This window comes from Streptomyces sp. NPDC032940, from assembly GCF_040636935.1.
GTDB lineage: Bacteria > Actinomycetota > Actinomycetes > Streptomycetales > Streptomycetaceae > Streptomyces.
On the sequence record NZ_JBEZVJ010000014.1, the window covers coordinates 62479 to 80549 of the forward strand.

Annotated in this window: 17 protein-coding genes; 12 read left to right on the forward strand and 5 right to left on the reverse strand. The window is 72.7% G+C overall.

Annotation, left to right across the window (positions count from 1 at the left end):
• The first annotated feature begins 39 nt into the window (after positions 1-39).
• The 3 genes from AB0E77_RS18975 (at position 40) to AB0E77_RS18985 (ending at position 2507) form a co-directional block, all read left to right on the forward strand.
• Positions 40-786: an SDR family NAD(P)-dependent oxidoreductase gene (locus tag AB0E77_RS18975; RefSeq protein ID WP_361571882.1), complete on the forward strand. Its 747-nt coding sequence runs from the start codon at positions 40-42 to the stop codon at positions 784-786.
• Positions 783-1853, forward strand: a complete 1071-nt coding sequence (locus AB0E77_RS18980) for a low specificity L-threonine aldolase (protein ID WP_361571885.1) — start codon at positions 783-785, stop codon at positions 1851-1853. The genes AB0E77_RS18975 and AB0E77_RS18980 overlap by 4 nt, the downstream gene beginning before the upstream one ends.
• 81 nt (positions 1854-1934) lie before the next feature.
• Positions 1935-2507: a transglutaminase domain-containing protein gene (locus AB0E77_RS18985; protein WP_361571888.1), complete on the forward strand. Its 573-nt coding sequence runs from the start codon at positions 1935-1937 to the stop codon at positions 2505-2507.
• A 25-nt stretch (positions 2508-2532) separates the two neighbouring features.
• Here AB0E77_RS18985 and AB0E77_RS18990 read toward each other — a convergent pair whose 3' ends face one another.
• Positions 2533-3261 (reverse strand): lysophospholipid acyltransferase family protein, encoded by a 729-nt coding sequence (locus AB0E77_RS18990; protein ID WP_361571891.1) that lies wholly within the window; start codon positions 3259-3261, stop codon positions 2533-2535.
• 250 nt (positions 3262-3511) lie between these two features.
• Between AB0E77_RS18990 and AB0E77_RS18995 the strand changes: the two genes are divergently transcribed.
• The 5 genes from AB0E77_RS18995 to AB0E77_RS19015 all read left to right on the forward strand — a co-directional run bounded on the left by AB0E77_RS18995 (position 3512) and on the right by AB0E77_RS19015 (position 8096).
• Complete coding sequence (locus AB0E77_RS18995) at positions 3512-3898, forward strand: thioredoxin family protein (protein WP_361571894.1); 387 nt, start codon at positions 3512-3514, stop codon at positions 3896-3898.
• A 145-nt stretch (positions 3899-4043) separates the two neighbouring features.
• Positions 4044-4559, forward strand: coding sequence for a flavin reductase family protein (locus AB0E77_RS19000; protein ID WP_361571896.1), 516 nt, complete (start codon positions 4044-4046; stop codon positions 4557-4559).
• A 249-nt stretch (positions 4560-4808) separates the two neighbouring features.
• Positions 4809-5597: an electron transfer flavoprotein subunit beta/FixA family protein gene (locus AB0E77_RS19005; protein WP_361571899.1), complete on the forward strand. Its 789-nt coding sequence runs from the start codon at positions 4809-4811 to the stop codon at positions 5595-5597.
• Between the two features lie 55 nt (positions 5598-5652).
• Positions 5653-6615, forward strand: coding sequence for an electron transfer flavoprotein subunit alpha/FixB family protein (locus tag AB0E77_RS19010; RefSeq protein ID WP_361571902.1), 963 nt, complete (start codon positions 5653-5655; stop codon positions 6613-6615).
• Positions 6616-6797: 182 nt separating this feature from the next.
• Entirely contained in the window at positions 6798-8096 is a 1299-nt protein-coding gene (locus AB0E77_RS19015; RefSeq protein ID WP_361571905.1) for an aldolase/citrate lyase family protein, read from the forward strand.
• Here the strand turns inward: AB0E77_RS19015 and AB0E77_RS19020 are convergent.
• A complete protein-coding gene (locus tag AB0E77_RS19020; protein WP_361572141.1) occupies positions 8077-8847 on the reverse strand; it encodes a hypothetical protein in 771 nt (256 codons plus the stop codon). The two genes, AB0E77_RS19015 and AB0E77_RS19020, sit on opposite strands and share 20 nt — an antisense overlap.
• A 253-nt stretch (positions 8848-9100) precedes the next feature.
• A complete protein-coding gene (locus AB0E77_RS19025) occupies positions 9101-10177 on the reverse strand; it encodes a LacI family DNA-binding transcriptional regulator (RefSeq protein ID WP_361571908.1) in 1077 nt (358 codons plus the stop codon).
• A 210-nt stretch (positions 10178-10387) separates the two neighbouring features.
• Between AB0E77_RS19025 and AB0E77_RS19030 the strand changes: the two genes are divergently transcribed.
• The gene (locus AB0E77_RS19030) at positions 10388-11341 is read left to right on the forward strand and encodes an ROK family protein (protein WP_361571911.1); all 954 of its coding nucleotides are present in this window, start codon (positions 10388-10390) and stop codon (positions 11339-11341) included.
• Positions 11342-11357: 16 nt separating this feature from the next.
• Here the strand turns inward: AB0E77_RS19030 and AB0E77_RS19035 are convergent, their stop codons facing one another.
• Positions 11358-13388, reverse strand: coding sequence for an NPCBM/NEW2 domain-containing protein (locus AB0E77_RS19035; protein WP_361571913.1), 2031 nt, complete (start codon positions 13386-13388; stop codon positions 11358-11360).
• A 237-nt stretch (positions 13389-13625) separates the two neighbouring features.
• Between AB0E77_RS19035 and AB0E77_RS19040 the strand changes: the two genes are divergently transcribed.
• Positions 13626-13823 (forward strand): hypothetical protein, encoded by a 198-nt coding sequence (locus AB0E77_RS19040; RefSeq protein ID WP_361571916.1) that lies wholly within the window; start codon positions 13626-13628, stop codon positions 13821-13823.
• Positions 13824-13965: 142 nt separating this feature from the next.
• On the forward strand, positions 13966-15009 hold the full coding sequence (locus AB0E77_RS19045; RefSeq protein WP_361571919.1) for an NUDIX domain-containing protein: 1044 nt from the start codon (positions 13966-13968) through the stop codon (positions 15007-15009).
• Between the two features lie 109 nt (positions 15010-15118).
• Here the strand turns inward: AB0E77_RS19045 and AB0E77_RS19050 are convergent, their stop codons facing one another.
• Positions 15119-16474, reverse strand: a complete 1356-nt coding sequence (locus AB0E77_RS19050; protein WP_361571922.1) for a dipeptidase — start codon at positions 16472-16474, stop codon at positions 15119-15121.
• Between the two features lie 229 nt (positions 16475-16703).
• Between AB0E77_RS19050 and AB0E77_RS19055 the strand changes: the two genes are divergently transcribed.
• On the forward strand, positions 16704-17945 hold the full coding sequence (locus AB0E77_RS19055; protein WP_361571925.1) for a geranylgeranyl reductase family protein: 1242 nt from the start codon (positions 16704-16706) through the stop codon (positions 17943-17945).
• Positions 17946-18071: the final 126 nt, after the last annotated feature.

Sequence of the window (18071 nt, forward strand, 5' to 3'; positions counted from 1 at the left end):
GGACAGGCTCGGCAGGCACAGGCCCGGGAGGCGAGGACCATGGGGAACGGGACGCTCGAGGGTGCGGTGATCGCGGTGGCCGGAGCGGGCGGACCCGCCGGCCGCGCCGCACTGCTGCGGCTCGCGGAGGCGGGCGCGACGGTCGTCGGCGCCGACAACGACCCGGAGCGGCTGGCGGAGGCGGTGGACGCCGCGCGCTACGCGCACGGCGGCGCCACCGTCACCGGTGAGACGGTCGACCTGCTCGACCTCGAGTCCACCCGGGCCTGGGCCGAGCGCACGGAGAACGAGTTCGGCCGGGTCGACGGCCTGGTCCACCTGGTCGGCGGCTGGCGCGGCAGCCAGACCTTCACCAAGACGAGCCTGGACGACTGGGACTTCCTGGAACTGCTGCTGGTGCGCACCGTGCAGCACACCAGCCTCGCCTTCCACGAGGCCCTCCAGCGCAGCGACCGGGGCCGCTACGTGCTGATCAGCGCGTCCGGTGCGACCAGGCCCACGGCGGGCAACGCCGCCTACGCGGCCGGCAAGGCCGCCGCCGAGGCGTGGACGCTGGCCATGGCGGACTACTTCCGCAAGGCGGGGGGCGAGCAGGGGCCGACGTCGGCGGCTGCGATCCTGGTGGTCAAGGCGTTGGTGCACGACGCGATGCGCGCCGAGCGCCCCAACGCGAAGTTCGCGGGCTTCACGGACGTCAAGGACCTGGCCGAGGCGGTCGCCGGAGTCTGGGAGAAGCCCGCCGCGGAAGTGAACGGAAACCGTCTGTGGCTGACCGAGAAGCCGTGAACCCACCGAAGACCGACGCGCGTCGCCACCACGACCCCGAGGTCCGCGGATTCGCCAGCGACAACTACGCCGGCGCCCACCCGGAGGTGCTCGCCGCCCTGGCCCTGGCCAACGGAGGGCACCAGGTCGCGTACGGCGAGGACGACTACACGGCGAACCTCCAGCAGGTGATCCGCAGCCACTTCGGGCCGACGGCCGAGGCCTTCCCGGTCTTCAACGGCACCGGCGCCAACGTCGTCGCGCTCCAGGCGGTCACCGACCGCTGGGGCGCGGTGATCTGCGCCGAGAGCGCGCACATCAACGTCGACGAGTGCGGGGCGCCGGAGCGGGTCGGCGGGCTGAAACTGCTCACCGTACCGACACCCGACGGCAAATTGACCCCCGAACTGATCGACCGGCAGGCGTACGGCTGGGACGACGAGCACCGCGCGATGCCGCAGGTCGTCTCGATCACCCAGAGCACCGAACTCGGCACGCTCTACACGCCGGACGAGATCCGGGCCATCTGCGAGCACGCCCACGCGCACGGCATGAAGGTGCACCTGGACGGCTCCCGGATAGCCAACGCCGCCGCCTCCCTGGACGTCCCGATGCGGACGTTCACCAATGCGGTCGGCGTGGACCTCCTCTCACTGGGCGGCACCAAGAACGGTGCGCTGTTCGGCGAGGCGGTCGTGGTCCTCAACCAGGACGCCGTGCGTCACATGAAGCACCTGCGCAAGCTGTCGATGCAGCTCTCCTCGAAGATGCGCTTCGTCTCGGTCCAGCTCGAGGCCCTGCTCGCCAAGGACCTGTGGCTGCGCAACGCCCGGCACGCCAACGAGATGGCCCAGCGCCTGGCCGAGGGCGTACGCGCCGTGCACGGCGTGGAGATCCTCTACCCCGTGCAGGCCAACGCCGTCTTCGCCCGGCTGCCGCACGAGGTGAGCGAGCGCCTGCAGAAGCGGTTCCGCTTCTACTTCTGGGACGAGGCCGCCGGCGACGTGCGCTGGATGTGCGCCTTCGACACCGCCGAGGACGACGTCGACGCGTTCGTCGCCGCGCTCAAGGAGGAGATGGCGCGCTAGGAGACGCCACGGATGCATAGGTATACGTTCATCTGAAAAGTCATTGACTGGCGGGTGATCGTATTCCTATGCTCTGGCGTCATGGAGCTGATCCAGCAGAACCCGGACCTGTCCGCCTACTTGGCCGCCGACGAGGTCATCGACCATGAACACCCGTATGTACGGGAGGTGGCCGGGCGCCTCGCGAAGGAGGCGGAGGACTCGTATGCCTATGCGCGGCTGGCGTTCGAGTTCGTGCGCGACACGATCCCGCACTCGCAGGACGCCGGCGATCCGCGGGTCACCTGGCGCGCCTCGGACGTCCTGGAGCAGCGCACCGGCATCTGTTACGCCAAGGCCCACGCGCTCGCCGCGCTGCTGCGCGCGGAGGACATCCCGACCGCCCTGTGCTATCAGCGCTTCGACGTGGTGCACGGACTGGTCGCCGTACGGTTCAACGGGGCCTGGCACCGCCAGGACCCGCGCGGCAACAAGCCCGGTGTGAACGCTCAGTTCGCGCTGGGGCGGGAGCAACTGGCCTTCGTGCCCGACCGGGAGGCGGGCGAGGAGGACTGCCCCGAGCTGTACGCGGCCCCGCACCCAACCGTGCTGGGCGCTCTGCGGGCGGCCACCGACCGCGCACACCTCTGGGCGACACTTCCCGCCACCCTGTGAGTGTGCCGAGGGGGACGCGCCGGGGTCAGTGGGCCTCGGCCGTGCGCAGCTGCTCGGGCGTCGGCGCGGTGCCGCCGAGGTGGGCCGGCATCCACCAGGTGTCGTCGGCGCCCTTGGGGCGTACCGGGTAGGCGCGCTGGGCGGCCTCCAGGAGCTCCTGGACGCGCTCGCGCAGGCGGCGGGTGATCGCGCCCGCGTACTGCTCGCGGGAGGCTTCCATCGCCTCGCCGACCCGGATGGTGACCGGGGTGTGGCTGCGCTTGAAGTTGCGGGGGTGGCCCTTCGTCCACAGCCGCTGCGTGCCCCACACGGCCATGGGCACGAGCGGGACGCCCGCCTCCTGGGCCAGGCGCGCGGCGCCCGACTTGAAGCTCTTGAGCGTGAACGACTCGGAGATCGTCGCCTCCGGGAAGACCCCGATGATCTCGCCGGACCGCAGCGAGTCCAACGCGTGCGCGTACGCCGCCTCGCCCTGCTTGCGGTCCACCGGGATGTGCTTCATCCCGCGCATCAGCGGACCGGAGATCCGGTGCCGGAAGACCGACTCCTTCGCCATGAAGCGGACCAGCCGCTTCTGCGGCAGCGCCGCCAGGCCGTTGAAGATGAAGTCCAGGTAGCTGATGTGGTTGCTCACCAGCACGGCGCCGCCCGAGCGCGGGATGTTCTCCGACCCACGGCAGTCGATCTTGAGGTCCCACACCTTGAACATGGTGCGGGCGAGACCGATGACCGGGCGGTAGACGAGTTCTGCCATGGGCGGGTCGGGCCCTTCCTTGTCTGCCTGGGAAGGGGTCTCCCAGTCGAAAGTTACGCAGCCGTAGGTTTACGGCTTGTCGAGATCGTGCCCCAAGAACGGCCCGGGAACCAGCCCTGGTGCCCGGAGTGGGCGAGATCCTCATCACGTCGTCGGCCGCCATCTGGCCGAAAGACGACGGTGGACCGGGAATCTTCGCCCCCGGACGAGCGCTGGACCTGAGGACGACCGGACCGGGGCGCCGCGTGGCGTGCCCACGAAAGGCCGCGAAGGCGGCGGAGCGGGAGACGTGCGAGTGCGCGGGCTGAACGAGGGCGAGCGGCGCGACGGTCTGCGCCTGGACGCTGCCGACCTGGGGGCCGAACTGGGTGCGCGCGCCACGCTCGTGCAGTTCTCCAGCGCCTTCTGCGCCCCCTGCCGGGCGACCCGGCGGGTGCTCGGCGAGGTGGCCGGGATGGTCCCCGGTGTCGCCCACGTCGAACTGGACGCCGAGGCGCGGCTGGAACTCGTCCGCGCGCTGGACGTGCTGAAGACCCCGACCGTGCTGGTCCTGGACGCCGACGGCCGCGTCGTACGGCGGGCCGCCGGCCTGCCGCGCAAGGCGGACGTGATCGCCGCCCTGGGGGAGGCGGTGTGATCATCACCACGCCGGCGGTGAGGCCTTCTCCACAGCTTCCGGATTCGGGAAGTATTTGACTGTGTGTGCCACCCATCGTCAGCCTGCCCGTATGCCCTCGCTCCCCGCTCCCCGGGCCGAGGCGCACGGTGGAAGGACAGCCCGCATGCCGGCCACACCCGACCTCGCCGCGCCCCGGACCGACACCGGCGGCGGTGACCTCCTGCGCTCCGTCTTCCGGCGGCACGCGGCGGGAGTGTCGGTGATCACCGCGTGCGGTGACGCGGGGCCGGTCGGCTTCACGGCCACCTCCCTCACCTCCGTCTCCGCCGAGCCGCCGCTGCTCTCCTTCGGTATCGGCACGGGTTCCTCCAGCTGGCCCACGGTGTCCGGGGCCGAGTACGTCGGCGTCCATCTGCTCGGCGAGCACCAGCGGGAGCTGGCCGCCACCTTCGCCCGCAGCGGCGCCGACCGCTTCGGCGCGCCCACCGCCTGGCGCGAGGGCCCCGAGGGCGTCCCCGTGCTGGACGGCGTGCTCGCCTGGCTCGTGTGCCGGGTCGTGGGCCGGGTCCCCGCCGGGGATCACCGCATCGTGCTCGCCGAGGTCCTGCGCGGCGAGCCGGCGGGCGCGGGCAGCCCGCTGCTGTATCACGAGGGGCGCTTCACGGGCCTGCGCGACTGAGCCTCCGCGGGATCCGCGAGCCCTCTCCGTCTGCCTCCGCCTCCTTCTGCGGAACGGTCGAGTTCCGGTTACGCTGCGTTGCGAAGGTCACAGTTCAAAGCGCTTGCTTAGCGGGAAAGAACTGGGTGTACTGACGAGTAACGTTCCGGACGGAAGCGTGGGTCGCCCCGACCGGAAACGGCCGCTTGAGGCGCCTATGCTGCCTGCAAGCAGGCAGCACTGAAATGACGATGCAGTAGGAGAGCCGGCGTGAGCTTGAGGATCGTTGTCACTGTGAAGTACGTGCCCGACGCCACTGGCGACCGGCACTTCGCCGATGACCTGACCGTCGACCGTGACGATGTCGACGGTCTGCTCTCCGAGCTGGACGAGTACGCGGTCGAGCAGGCGCTGCAGATCTCGGAGAACTCGGACGACGACGTGGAGATCACCGTCCTGACGGTGGGTCCCGAGGACGCGAAGGACGCGCTGCGCAAGGCGCTGTCCATGGGCGCGGACAAGGCGATCCACGTCGAGGACGACGACCTGCACGGCACCGACGCCATCGGCACCTCCCTGGTGCTGGCCAAGGCGATCGAGAAGGCCGGCTACGACCTGGTGATCTCCGGCATGGCCTCCACCGACGGCACCATGGGCGTCGTCCCCGCGCTGGTCGCCGAGCGTCTGGGTGTGCCGCAGGTGACGCTGCTGTCCGAGGTGTCGGTCGAGGGCGGCACCGTCAAGGGCCGTCGTGACGGCGACTCGGCCACGGAGCAGCTCGAGGCGTCGCTGCCGGCGGTCGTGTCGGTCACCGACCAGTCGGGCGAGGCGCGTTACCCGTCCTTCAAGGGCATCATGGCGGCCAAGAAGAAGCCGGTGGAGTCCTGGGACCTGTCCGACCTCGACGTCGACGAGGACGAGGTCGGTCTCGAGAACGCCTACACGGTCGTGGAGTCGGCCGCCGAGCGTCCGGCGCGCACCGCGGGCACCATCGTCAAGGACGAGGGCGAGGGCGGCAAGCAGCTCGCCGAGTTCCTCGCGGGCCAGAAGTTCATCTGAGCCCCGGATTCGCCGACCGCCCCTCATATCTCGCAAGCAGGAGAGAAGAAGTCCCATGGCTGAAGTTCTCGTCTACGTCGACCACGTGGACGGCGCCGTCCGCAAGCCCACCCTGGAGCTGCTGACCCTCGCCCGCCGTATCGGCGAGCCCGTCGCCGTCGCGCTCGGCAACGGTGCCGGTGACACCGCCGCCGCCCTCGCCGAGCACGGCGCGGTGAAGGTCCTCACCCACGAGGCCGCCGAGTACGCCGACTACCTGGTCGTACCGAAGGTCGACGCCCTCCAGGCCGCCGTCGCCGCCGTCTCCCCGGCCGCCGTGCTGGTGCCGTCCTCCGCCGAGGGCAAGGAGATCGCCGCCCGTCTGGCGCTGCGTCTGGGCTCCGGCATCATCACCGACGCCGTCGACCTGGAGGCCGGCGACGAGGGTCCGGTGGCGACCCAGTCGGTGTTCGCCGCGGCGTTCACCACCAAGTCCCGTGTCTCCAAGGGCACCCCGGTCATCACGGTCAAGCCGAACAGCGCGGCCGTCGAGGCGGCCCCGGCCGCCGGTGCGGTCGAGGCCCTGTCGGTCACCTTCTCCGACGCCGCGACCGGCACCAAGGTCACCTCGCGCACGCCGCGCGAGTCGACCGGCCGTCCGGAGCTGACCGAGGCCGCGATCGTGGTCTCCGGTGGCCGTGGCGTCAACGGCGCGGAGAACTTCGCGATCATCGAGGCGCTCGCCGACTCGCTCGGTGCGGCCGTCGGCGCCTCGCGCGCCGCGGTGGACGCGGGCTGGTACCCGCACACCAACCAGGTCGGCCAGACCGGCAAGTCCGTGTCGCCGCAGCTGTACATCGCCAACGGCATCTCCGGCGCGATCCAGCACCGCGCGGGCATGCAGACCTCGAAGACGATCGTGGCGGTCAACAAGGACGCCGAGGCCCCGATCTTCGACCTGGTCGACTACGGCGTGGTCGGCGACCTCTTCGACGTCGTCCCGCAGCTCACCGAGGAAGTGAAGTCCCGCAAGGGCTGAGCGTCCCGCCGCAGCCGGCCGAGGCCCCCGCGACCGTCCTGGTCGCGGGGGCCTCGTCGTGTGCGCAGGATGGTGGGGGCCACCGGGGCGGGGCCGGGGGGCGGTTGACCGGGGCAGAGGCGACAGATAACTTCGCTCTACGGATTATTGATTCCGTTCAGCGGAAAATAGGAGAGTGTGGGATGGGTCAGCAGGAGAAGGTGGCAACGAGTCTCGCGGGCGCCGTCGGCGAGGAGATCAGTGCCTCCCTCGCACCGGTCGACGCGGAGCTGGAGCGCCGCTACCCCGGGGACCCGGGCACCCGGCAGCCCGTCCACACCGTCTACGTGCCCGGTGACGCCTTCGCCGCCGACACGATCCGCTCCTGGGGCGACCGGGCGCTCGCCGCGCTCGACGAGCACGCCCCCGACGCCGCGTCCTTCGCCGCCGTTCTCGGCCTGTCCGACGAACTCGCCGAGCCGGTGTACTCCCGGGTGCGCGCCAAGCTGGAGCGGGAGCCGATCGAGGACCTGCGCATCGACTTCGAGGACGGCTACGGCAACCGGTCCGACGCCGAGGAGGACGAGGCCGCCGCCCGCGCCGCCCGGCTCGTCGCCGAGGCCTACGACCAGGGCACGGCGGCCCCCTACATGGGCATCCGCATGAAGTGCATGGAGGCCCCCGTGCGCGCCCGGGGCATCCGGACGCTCGACGTCTTCCTCAGCGGTCTGATGGAGGCCGGCGGCCTGCCCGACGGGCTCGTCCTCACCCTGCCGAAGGTGACGTACCCCGAGCAGGTCACCGCCATGGTGCGGCTCCTGGAGGCCTTCGAGAAGGCCCGCGGCCTGGAGCCCGGCCGGATCGGTTTCGAGATCCAGATCGAGACCAGCCAGTCCATCCTGGCCGCCGACGGCACCGCCACCGTCGCCCGCATGATCCAGGCCGCCGAGGGCCGCGCCACCGGCCTGCACTACGGCACCTTCGACTACAGCGCCTGCCTCGGCGTCTCCGCCGCCTACCAGGCCAGCGACCACCCGGCCGCCGACCACGCCAAGGCGGTCATGCAGGTCGCCGCCGCCGGCACCGGCGTACGCGTCTCGGACGGCTCCACCAACGTCCTGCCCGTCGGCACCACCGACAAGGTCCACGACGCCTGGCGCCTGCACTTCGGCCTCACCCGCCGCGCCCTGGCCCGCGCCTACTACCAGGGCTGGGACATGCACCCCGGCCACATCCCCACCCGCTACGCGGCTGTCTTCGCCTTCTACCGCGAGGGCTTCGAGCAGGCCGCCGCCCGTCTCGCCCGCTACGCGAACCAGACCGGCGGCGACGTCATGGACGAGCCCGCCACCGCCAAGGCCCTCAGCGGCTATCTGCTGCGCGGCCTGGACTGCGGCGCCCTCGACACCGGCGAGGTCGCCCGGCTGACCGGTCTGACCCGCGCCGACCTGGAGGGCTTCTCGTCCCCCCGGCGCGGCGACCTCACGGCATCGGCGCAGTAGGCGGCGGGGTCCCGGGCGGCGGCCCGTCCGACCGGCCCGGGACCACATAGCGCTCCAGCCCGGACGCCGTCACCCGCCCCTCCTCGGCGAACAGCCGCGTCCCCCGTTCGCACAGACGCCGGTCGGCCCGCGCCCGCGCGCAGAACTCCTCGGGCGTCGTCCCGAACAGCTCCCGCAGCCGGGCCGATCCGCGCAGCAGTTCCGTCAGCAGGGGGCGCTGCTCACCGGGATGCCGGCGGGGCGCCCCGGCGCCGTCGTGCAGGACCCCGTGCCGGTTGACGTAGGCGTACACGCCGCCCAGCACCGTGCCGTCGCCCGGCTCCACCCGGACGTCGGGCGACGGCAGCCAGGCGCGGTCGAAGTTGCCGGCCGTCATCGGAACGCCCTCGCTCGCGTCGATCACGGCGAGCTGCTCGGCGTCCAGCCAGAGCACGAACAGCTCCCGTACGACGCCGGGGGAGCGGACCGGCGACGCGGACACGTAGCCCATGCGGCTCACATGGGCGGAGACGCCGATGTCCACGCCGGTGGTGCGGACCTTGAGCATCGGGACCGGCGACGCGATCCCGAACTCGGCCATCTTGTGCCGCAGCTGGCCCGGGCTGGCGTTCGAGCCGATCGCCAGCACCGGGACGCGGTCCTCGGGCACCGGCAGCTCCAGCGGCAGCAGCCGGTCGCCGTCGAGCAGACCGGACTCCCGCGGCCACGCCCCCGGGTACAGCAGCGGATGCTCCCGCGGCGCCTCGGCCAGCCCGAGCGCCGCGAGCGTCCGGTCCGCCGCGTCCCCGTCGGCCGGCGCACGGCCGTCCGGACGGCCCCGGTCCGCGGCGAAGGCCCCCGCCTGCTCCGCCGTGGCGTCCTCCGCCGTCCCGGCGCTTCCTGCCCGCCCCCCGGCGGCTCCCGCTTCTTCCCCTGCCCGTGCCCCGGCGGTCCACGGGCGCGGTGCGTCCGCCCGGTCTCCCGCCCCGGCGCCCTCCGCGCCCGCCATGTCGTCCACGGGCCGCTCAGTCCGCCGGCGCCAGCTCGCCCGAGCCGCGGGTGACCAGCCGGGTCGGCAGTTCGATGCGCTCGGGTACGAGGAGCGTGCCGTCCAGCTGACCGAAGAGCCGCTCGGCCGCCTTACGGCCGAGGGCTGCCGCGTCCTGCGCGACCACGGTGACGCCCGGCCGCAGCAGGTCGGCCAGCTCGATGTCGTCGAAGCCGACGAGGGCGACGGGCCGGGTGTGCTCGGCGAGGACACGGATCACGGTGACCGTCACCCGGTTGTTGCCCGTGAAGATCGCGGTCACCGGCTCGGGTCCGGCGAGCATCTCCTCGGCGGCCCGGCGCACCCGCTCCGGGTCGGTGACGCCCAGCGACATCCAGGAGTCCTGCACCGGTATGCCCGCGTCCTCCATGGCGGCCCGGTAGCCGCGCAGCCGCTCGGCGGCGGTGTGGATGCGGGGCATGTCGCCGATGAAGCCGATCCTGCGGTGCCCGTGCGCGATCAGATGGGCCACACCGTCCCGGGCGCCGCCGAAGTTGTCGGACACCACCACGTCCGCGTCGATCCGCCCCGCCGGACGGTCCACGAACACCGTGGCGACACCCGCCTTGAGCTCGGGCTCAAGATACCGGTGGTCGTCCCCGGCCGGAATCACCAGCAGTCCGTCCACACGCCGCGCGCACAGCGCCAGCACCAGCTCCTGCTCCCGGTCCGGGTCCTCCGCGCTGGAGCCGTTGATCAGCAGGGCCCCGTGGGCGCGGGCCACCTCCTCCACCGCACGGCTCAACGGCCCGTAGAACGGGTCCGCGAGGTCCTCCAGCACCAGCCCGATGCTCGCCGTACGGCCCTTGCGGAGTACCCGTGCGCTGTCGTTGCGGCGGAAACCGAGCGCGTCGATGGCCTCCTGCACGCGCCGTTCGGTCTCGGGGGTGACGCCCGGTTCCCCGTTGACCACCCGGGAGACGGTCTTCAGCCCGACGCCCGCGCGGGCGGCGACGTCCTTCATGGTGGGGCGGTTGCCGTAGCGGTTCCCGCGAAGCCCGTCTGCGCGGCGGGGCGTGTCGGGCACGGTGCGGTGTCCAGTCCTGTCGTCCACGGGTTTGCGTCGGCTCCTGTCACGGGGGGTGCGGCGCTCATGCGCTTGTATGAGGATGTGGCGTCGAGCATAGAGCCTGGACAACGTTGTCAGATGCGGGGGACACTGTCCATCGCACTCTCCGGCGCGTGCGCCCCCATCGCGCGGCCGGCCTGCTGCTCCCGCTCGTGTTCCTCCATTTCTTTCGGTTGACGGGGAGATCCGACTCTGATGCACACCGACCTCGTGGCAGCGCTGGACATCGGCGGCACCAAGATCGCCGGCGCGCTGGTGGACGGCCACGGCCGGATCCAGGCCCGTGCGCAGCGCGCGACGCCGGCCCAGCAGGACGGCGAGACAGTGATGGGGGCCGTGGACGCGGTCCTCGCGGAGCTCACCGCGTCGCCGTTGTGGGGGCGGGCCACGGCCGTCGGTATCGGCAGCGCCGGACCCGTGGACGCATCCGCGGGCACGGTCAGCCCGGTCAACGTGCCCGGCTGGCGCGACTTCCCCCTCGTCCCGCGCGTCCGCGCCGCCGCCGGCGGCCTGCCCGTCGAGCTGATCGGCGACGGGGTGGCGATCACGGCGGCCGAACACTGGCAGGGCGCGGCCCGCGGGCACGACAACGCGCTGTGCATGGTCGTCTCGACGGGCGTCGGCGGCGGCCTCGTCCTGAACGGCGCGCTCCACCCCGGCCCGACCGGCAACGCCGGCCACATCGGTCACATCAGCGTGGACCTGGACGGCGACCTGTGCCCGTGCGGCTCGCGCGGCTGTGTCGAGCGGGTGGCGAGCGGCCCCAACATCGCGCGGCGCGCGCTCGCCGACGGCTGGCGGCCGGGCCCGGACGGTGACGCCTCGGCCGCCGCTGTGGCCGCCGCCGCCCGGCGGGGCGACCCGGTCGCCGTGGCCTCCTTCGAACGCGCGGCGCAGGCGCTGGCCGCGGGCATCGCCGCCACCGCGACCCTCGTCGAGATCGACATCGCCGTGGTCGGCGGGGGAGTGGGCAAGGCGGGCGAGGTGCTCTTCGGGCCGCTGCGCCGGGCCCTGGCCGACTACGCGACGCTGTCCTTCGTGCAGCGCCTCGCGGTCGTGCCCGCCCGCATGGGCACGGACGCGGGACTGGTCGGGGCCGCCGCGGCCGCGCTCACCAGGACGGCGGGCGTGACCACGGCGGGGGTCTGACGGGGACGGCCGAGGGTCAGCAGGTCAGCTCGGCCCGCGCCCAGTCGGCGTGGTCCGAGTCGGTGTTGTCGCCGCCGTTGGTGACGACCAGCCGGATCACCTGGGCGCCGGTCACGTCCGCCGTGACCGGCTGGGCCGGCATCGCGTTCGTGAGGACCCCGGTCGAGGCCACCTCGGTGCCGTCCGCCCAGATCTGGAAGGCGACGGTCCCCTTGGCGCCCTTCTCGTCGTCCACGCCCACCTCGGCGGTGACCTTCTCGCAGGCCCGCCCGGTGTAGTACGCGACGCTGCTCGACGCGTGCACCCCGAGCCCGGAGTTGTACACCACGCCGCCGATGGTGATCGGGTTGCCGTCGCCCGCCGCGCTCTCCCCGTTGCTGGTGTTGCGCTCGACCGGGCCCCAGCCGTTGACGGCCGACAGCCATGGCAGGTCGCCGAGCCCGGAGGTCCCGGCGGGCGGCGGTACCACCACGGACGTGGTCACCGGCAGGACCGTCCCGACGCGCGCGCCGTTCGACGCGCGGTGACTCACCTCGACGGTGAGGTCGTAGGAACCCGGGGGCGTGCCCTCGGGGGCGGTGAGGGTCCACGTGGTGCGCAGCGAGCGGCCGGCCGGGAGGACGGCGGCGCTCGTGGGCGAGGTGGCCCGCACCCGCCAGCCCTCGGGGCCGCGCACGGCCACGGACACCCGGTGTGCCGGGGTGCGGCCGAGGTCGGTGGCCGTCGTGGTCAGCGCGGCCGGCGTGCCCGACTCCACCAAGGTGCCGCCCTCCAGGTCGAGTTCGACGGCGGGCGGGTGCTGGGCCCAGCGGTGGTCGGTGCGGACCCGCAGCAGCACGGTGCCGTGTGCGGGGACGGTCGCCGACAGGGTGCCCGCGGTGTGGGAGCTCCGGTGCTGCCACAGGTCGCGCAGGGTGTAGGCGGGGGCGTCCGGGAGACCGACGGCCTTCGCGTCGGTGGTGATGCGCTGCGGGGTGTCGGACTCGTTGAACAGCGCCACCGCCCGGCTGCCGTCCCGCATCTCCTTGGCGACGACCCAGCGGCCGCCCTCGGAGGAGATCACGGTGCCCTGCTTGCCCAGCGGATCCTGGTCGACCGCGATGACCTCCCGGTTGCCGAGGATCTCCAGGGTCTCGTCGGACGCTTGGCGCAGGTCGGTGCCGATGAGGAGCGGCGCCGCCATGATCGACCACATCGAGAAGTGGGTGCGGTACTCGGTGGCGGTCATGCCGCCGTTGCCGACCTCCAGCATGTCCGGGTCGTTCCAGTTGCCCGGGCCGGCGTACGGGGCGAGCGGGAGGTTCTCCTTCATGATCGACAGCATCGAGACCCAGTTGTCACGGATGTCCCCGGTGGTCCGCCACAGATGGCCGAGACCGCCCGCCCACTCCCAGGGCTTGTTCTCGCCCCATTCGCAGATGCTGTAGACGATGGGCCGGCCGGTGGCCCTCAGGGCGTCGCGCATGGTGGTGTACCGCTGCACGGCGTCCAGGCCCTGGTTGTTGCAGTTGTCGTACTTGAGGTAGTCCACGCCCCAGTCGGCGAACTGCTGCGCGTCGCTGTACTCGTGGCCCAGCGCGCCGGGCATCCCGGTGCTGTCGCACGTCTTCGTGCCCGCGCTGGTGTAGATCCCGAGCTTGAGCCCCTTGGCGTGCACGTAGTCGGCGACCGCGGCGATGCCGTTCGGGAAGCGCGCCGGGTCCGGCACCAGCTTGCCGTCGGCGCCCCGCTGCGGGAGCGCCCAGCAGTCGTCGAGGTTCACGTACTCGTACCCGGCGTCCTTGAGACCCTTCTCGACGAAGATGTCCGCGATGCCCTTGACCATCGCCTCGTTGAACTCGGCGCGACAGTGCGTGGAGTTCCAGTTGTTGAAGCCCATGGGCGGGGTGAGGGCGAGGCCGTCGCCGGGGGCGGGTGCGGGCTGGGCCCGGGCGGCCGGCCCGGCGGCGGCCGCGGGGGCGGCGAGTCCCGCCGCGCACAGCAGAGCGGCGACGAGTGCCCCGGCCAGGGGTCTGCGGGTCGGGCGGGGGGAAAGGTGACGTTTCATTACGTTCCTCCGAATCCGCGGCAGATGGAACGACGGGTGAACGCGCCACGGGCGCGGGGGGACACGGCCTCCCTCGGAGCCCGGTCACCCTGCGGCATGTGCACGTCATCGTTGAGCGTTTACGTTAGGACGTGTCGTGCTTTGTTGGAAGAGGGTGGGTGATGGTGATTCGATCGCACTTGTGGGCCGTACGGGCACCGGCCGTGACCCCGGGCCGGTCACGCAGTTGAAGCAGGCATGAAGAAGCGCAGCATGCTCGCCATCGCCTCCCTGGCCACCGGGTTCGTCGTCGCCGCCGTCAGCCCGTCCCACGCCGCCCCGCAGGACCTCCCGCTCCACCAGGTCGACGTGGACGACACGCTCGGCACCGTCGAACACGCCGTCACCGCCGAGGGACTGTCCCTGGATCAGGGCGGCTCGGTACTGGGCGGCTGACCCGCCCCACGCGCCCCGTGCGGCGCCGGTGCCCCACGTCCGGTGGGCACCGGCGCCGCCGTCGTACGCCCTCAACTGGGCCTGGTTTCCGTGGCAGGGTGAAGCGGGCAAGCCACAGGGGGCCAAGACAAGAGGGGGACCTGTGACCGTCGTCTGGATCAACGGCGCGTTCGGTGCGGGGAAGACCACCACCGCACGGGAACTGATCGAACTGATCCCGAACAGCACGCTCTTCGATCCCGAGGTCATCGGCGCGGCACTCGCGCACCTGCTGCCGCCCAAGCGCCTCGCCGAGGCAGGCGACTTCCAGGACCTGCCGATCTGGCGGCGCCTGGTGATCGACACCGCGGCCGCGATGCTCGCCGAACTCGGCGGGACCCTCGTGGTCCCCATGACCCTGCTGCGCCAGGAGTACCGCGACGAGATCTTCGGCGGTCTCGCCGCCCGCCGGATAGCGGTCCGGCACGTCCTGCTGGCCCCGGCTGAAACGATCCTGCGGGAGCGGATAGCGAGCCGTGAGACACCGGAGGACCCGCCGGACGGCGAGCTGCGGGTCCGGCAGTGGTGCCACGACCACATCGAGCCCTACCGCGCCGCCCTCGCCTCCTGGCTCACCGCCGACGCCCACCCCGTCGACACGGGTGCCCTCACGCCGTACGAGGCCGCCGCCCGGGTCGCCGAGGCCGTCGGTACGGGTGCCGTACCGGCCTGCGAGATCGTGCAGACACCGGAACCCACCGGCGAGACCGTCGCCGCCGGCGTCCTGCTCTTCGACGAGCAGGACCGGGTCCTGCTCGTCGACCCCACCTACAAGCCCGGCTGGGAGTTCCCCGGCGGCGTCGTCGAACCCGGCGAGGCGCCGGCCCGCGCCGGCATGCGCGAGGTCGCCGAGGAGACCGGGCTCAGCCTCACCGACGTACCGGCCCTGCTGGTCGTCGACTGGGAACCACCGGCACCTCCCGCCTACGGCGGCCTGCGGCTGCTCTTCGACGGCGGCCGGCTCGACACCGCGGACGCCGGCCGGGTCCTGCTGCCCGGACCGGAGCTGCGCGACTGGCGCTTCGCCACCGAGGACGAGGCCGCCGGTCTGCTGCCCCCGGCCCGCTACGAGCGCCTGCGCTGGGCCCTTAGGGCCCGGGAACGCGGCGCCGCGCACTACCTGGAGGCGGGCACACCGGTCGGCTGACCCCTCGCGTCAGCGCCCGGGACACCTGTCTCGGACCGGCCCGGCGACGCCCGCGTCCCGTGACGAGGGCCGCCGCCGGGCCGCGGAGCGCGCAGGGGCGGGGCGCCGCTCAGCTCCCCGCGTAGTTCCGCAGGAACAGCGCCTCCGCCACCGACAGCCGCTCCAGCTCCTCGGGCGACACGCTCTCGTTCACGGCGTGGATCTGCGCCTCCGGCTCGCTCAGGCCGATCAGCAGGATCTCCGCCTCCGGGTAGAGCGACGCGAGGGTGTTGCACAGCGGGATGGAGCCGCCCTGGCCGGCGTACTGCATCTCCTGGCCCGGGTACGCCACCGCCATCGCGTCCGCCATCGCCTGGTACGCCGGGCTGGTGGTGTCGGCGCGGAACGCCTGGCCCTGGCCGATCTGTTCGACCTGCACCCGCGCGCCCCACGGCGTGCGCGTCTCCAGGTGCGCCTGGAGCAGCTTGGTGGCCTCCGCGGCGTCCACGCCCGGCGGCACCCGCAGGCTCACCAGCGCCCGGGCGCCCGCCTGCACCGACGGCGTCGCCCCGACCACCGGCGGGCAGTCGATGCCGAGCACCGTCACCGCGGGGCGCGCCCAGATGCGGTCGGCGACCGAACCGGAACCGATCAGCTCCACACCGTCCAGCACCCGGGCGTCCCGGCGGAACTGCTCCTCGTCGTACGCCAGCCCCTCCCACGCGCTGTCCGCCGCCAGACCGTCGACGGTCGTCGAACCGTCCTCGGCGCGCAGCGAGTCCAGGACGCGGATCAGCGCGGCCAGCGCATCGGGGGCGGCGCCGCCGAACTGGCCGGAGTGCAGGTTGCCCTCCAGCGTGTCGACCTTCACGCGCACCAGCGTCATGCCGCGCAGGGTCGAGGTGACCGTGGGCAGACCGACCCGGAAGTTGCCCGCGTCGCCGATGACGATCGTGTCCGCCGCCAGCAGCTCCGGGTGCTGCTCCGCGTACCGCTCGAGGCCGCCCGTGCCCTGCTCCTCGGAGCCCTCGGCGATCACCTTGACGTGCACCGGCACGCCGCCGTTCGCCTTCAGCGCCCGCAGCGCGAGCAGGTGCATCAGCACACCGCCCTTGCAGTCGGCGGCACCGCGCCCGTACCAGCGGCCGTCGCGCTCGGTCAGCTCGAACGGCGGCGTGTCCCAGCCCGCCTCGTCCAGCGGCGGCTGCACGTCGTAGTGCGCGTAGAGCAGCACCGTCTTCGCGCCCTCGGGGCCGGGCAGGTGGCCGTAGACCGACTGGGTGCCGTCCGGCGTGTCCAGCAGGGCCACGTCCTCGAAGCCCTCGGCGCGCAGCGCGGCCGCTATCCAGTTGGCGGCGCCCACGCTCTCGCTGCGCGGGAACTGGTCGAAGTCCGCCACCGACTTGAAGGCCACCAGCGCGGCGAGCTCCTCCTTCGCCCTGGGCATCAGCGACGACACGGTCTCGGCGACCGGATTCGACGACATGGGCACGCTCCTTGTGGGTGCGACGTTGTACCGACGGGTACGAGAGCGGGCGCTGCGGACGAGTGCCCCGCGCGCGTACCGCGTGTACGGGTGATCGTGCGGGTGCGGACACCTCCCGGTGTGCGGGAGGCGTCCGTCGCCGATCCTCCCACAGTGGCCTGCGGCGATGCCCGCCGTAGGATGCGGGGGTCAGGTGCGGCATGCGGTTTGATCGGAGCAGTAGACCATCGTGAGCAGCGAGAACTCTTCGGCGGACGACACGCGTCAGGTCTGGGACGTCGTCGTGGTGGGCGCGGGACCGGCGGGGGCCTCGGCCGCCTACGCGGCGGCGGTCGCGGGGCGGCGCGTCCTGCTGCTGGAGAAGGCGGAGCTGCCCCGCTACAAGACGTGCGGCGGCGGCATCATCGGCCCCTCGCGCGACACCTTGCCCCCCGGATTCGACCTGCCCTTCCGGGACCGCGTGCACGCGGTGACGTTCTCCCACAACGGCCGTTTCACCCGGACCCGGCGCTCCAAGCAGATGCTGTTCGGCCTGATCAACCGGCCCGAGTTCGACCAGCAACTCGTCGAGCACGCCCAGAAGGCGGGCGCCGAGCTGCGCACCGGAGCGACGGTGACCCGGGTCGAGCAGCACGGGTCGGCGGTGCCCGACCGGCGCACGGTCGCCGTCGTCCTCCAGGGCGGCGAGACGGTGCTGGCCCGGGCCGTCGTCGGCGCGGACGGCAGCGCCAGCCGGATAGGCGCGCACGTCGGGGTGAAGCTCGACCAGGTCGACCTCGGCCTGGAGCTGGAGGTCCCGGTGCCCGAGACCGTCGCCGACGACTGGAAGGGCCGGGTCCTCATCGACTGGGGGCCGCTGCCGGGCAGTTACGGCTGGGTCTTCCCCAAGGGGGACACGCTGACCGTCGGTGTCATCTCGGCGCGCGGCGAGGGCGCGGCGACCAAGCGGTACCTGGAGGACTTCGTCGGGCGGCTCGGTCTCGCCGGCTTCGAACCGAGCATCTCCTCCGGCCACCTGACCCGCTGCCGTGCCGACGACTCGCCGCTGTCCCGGGGCCGGGTGCTGGTGTGCGGGGACGCGGCGGGGCTCCTGGAGCCGTGGACCCGCGAGGGCATCTCGTTCGCACTGCGCTCGGGGCGGCTCGCGGGGGAGTGGGCCGTGCGCATCGCGGAGGCGCACGACGCGGTGGACGCCCGCAAGCAGGCCCTGAACTACGCGTTCGCCGTCAAGGCCGGGCTCGGCGTCGAGATGAGCGTCGGCAAGCGGATGCTGACGATCTTCGAGCGCCGCCCGGGTCTCTTCCACGCGGCGCTGACCGGTTTCCGCCCCGCCTGGAAGGCCTTCCGCGACATCACCCAGGGCTCGACGACCCTGGGCGAACTGGTCCGCAACCACCCGTTGGCCCAGCGCGTCCTGTCCGCGGTCGACCGCCGCTCCCCGGAACCCGCCCAGGCCGACCCGGCTTCCTGACCCCGCGCCCCCGCACCTCCGCGCGGCCATGCCGTGCCGTCTCAGTTGCGGGCAGTCGTGCCTGCCCCAGTGCCTGAACGGCCTGGGGCCCCAGGGGGACGGCTGGGTGCAGCGGCACCCCGCAGC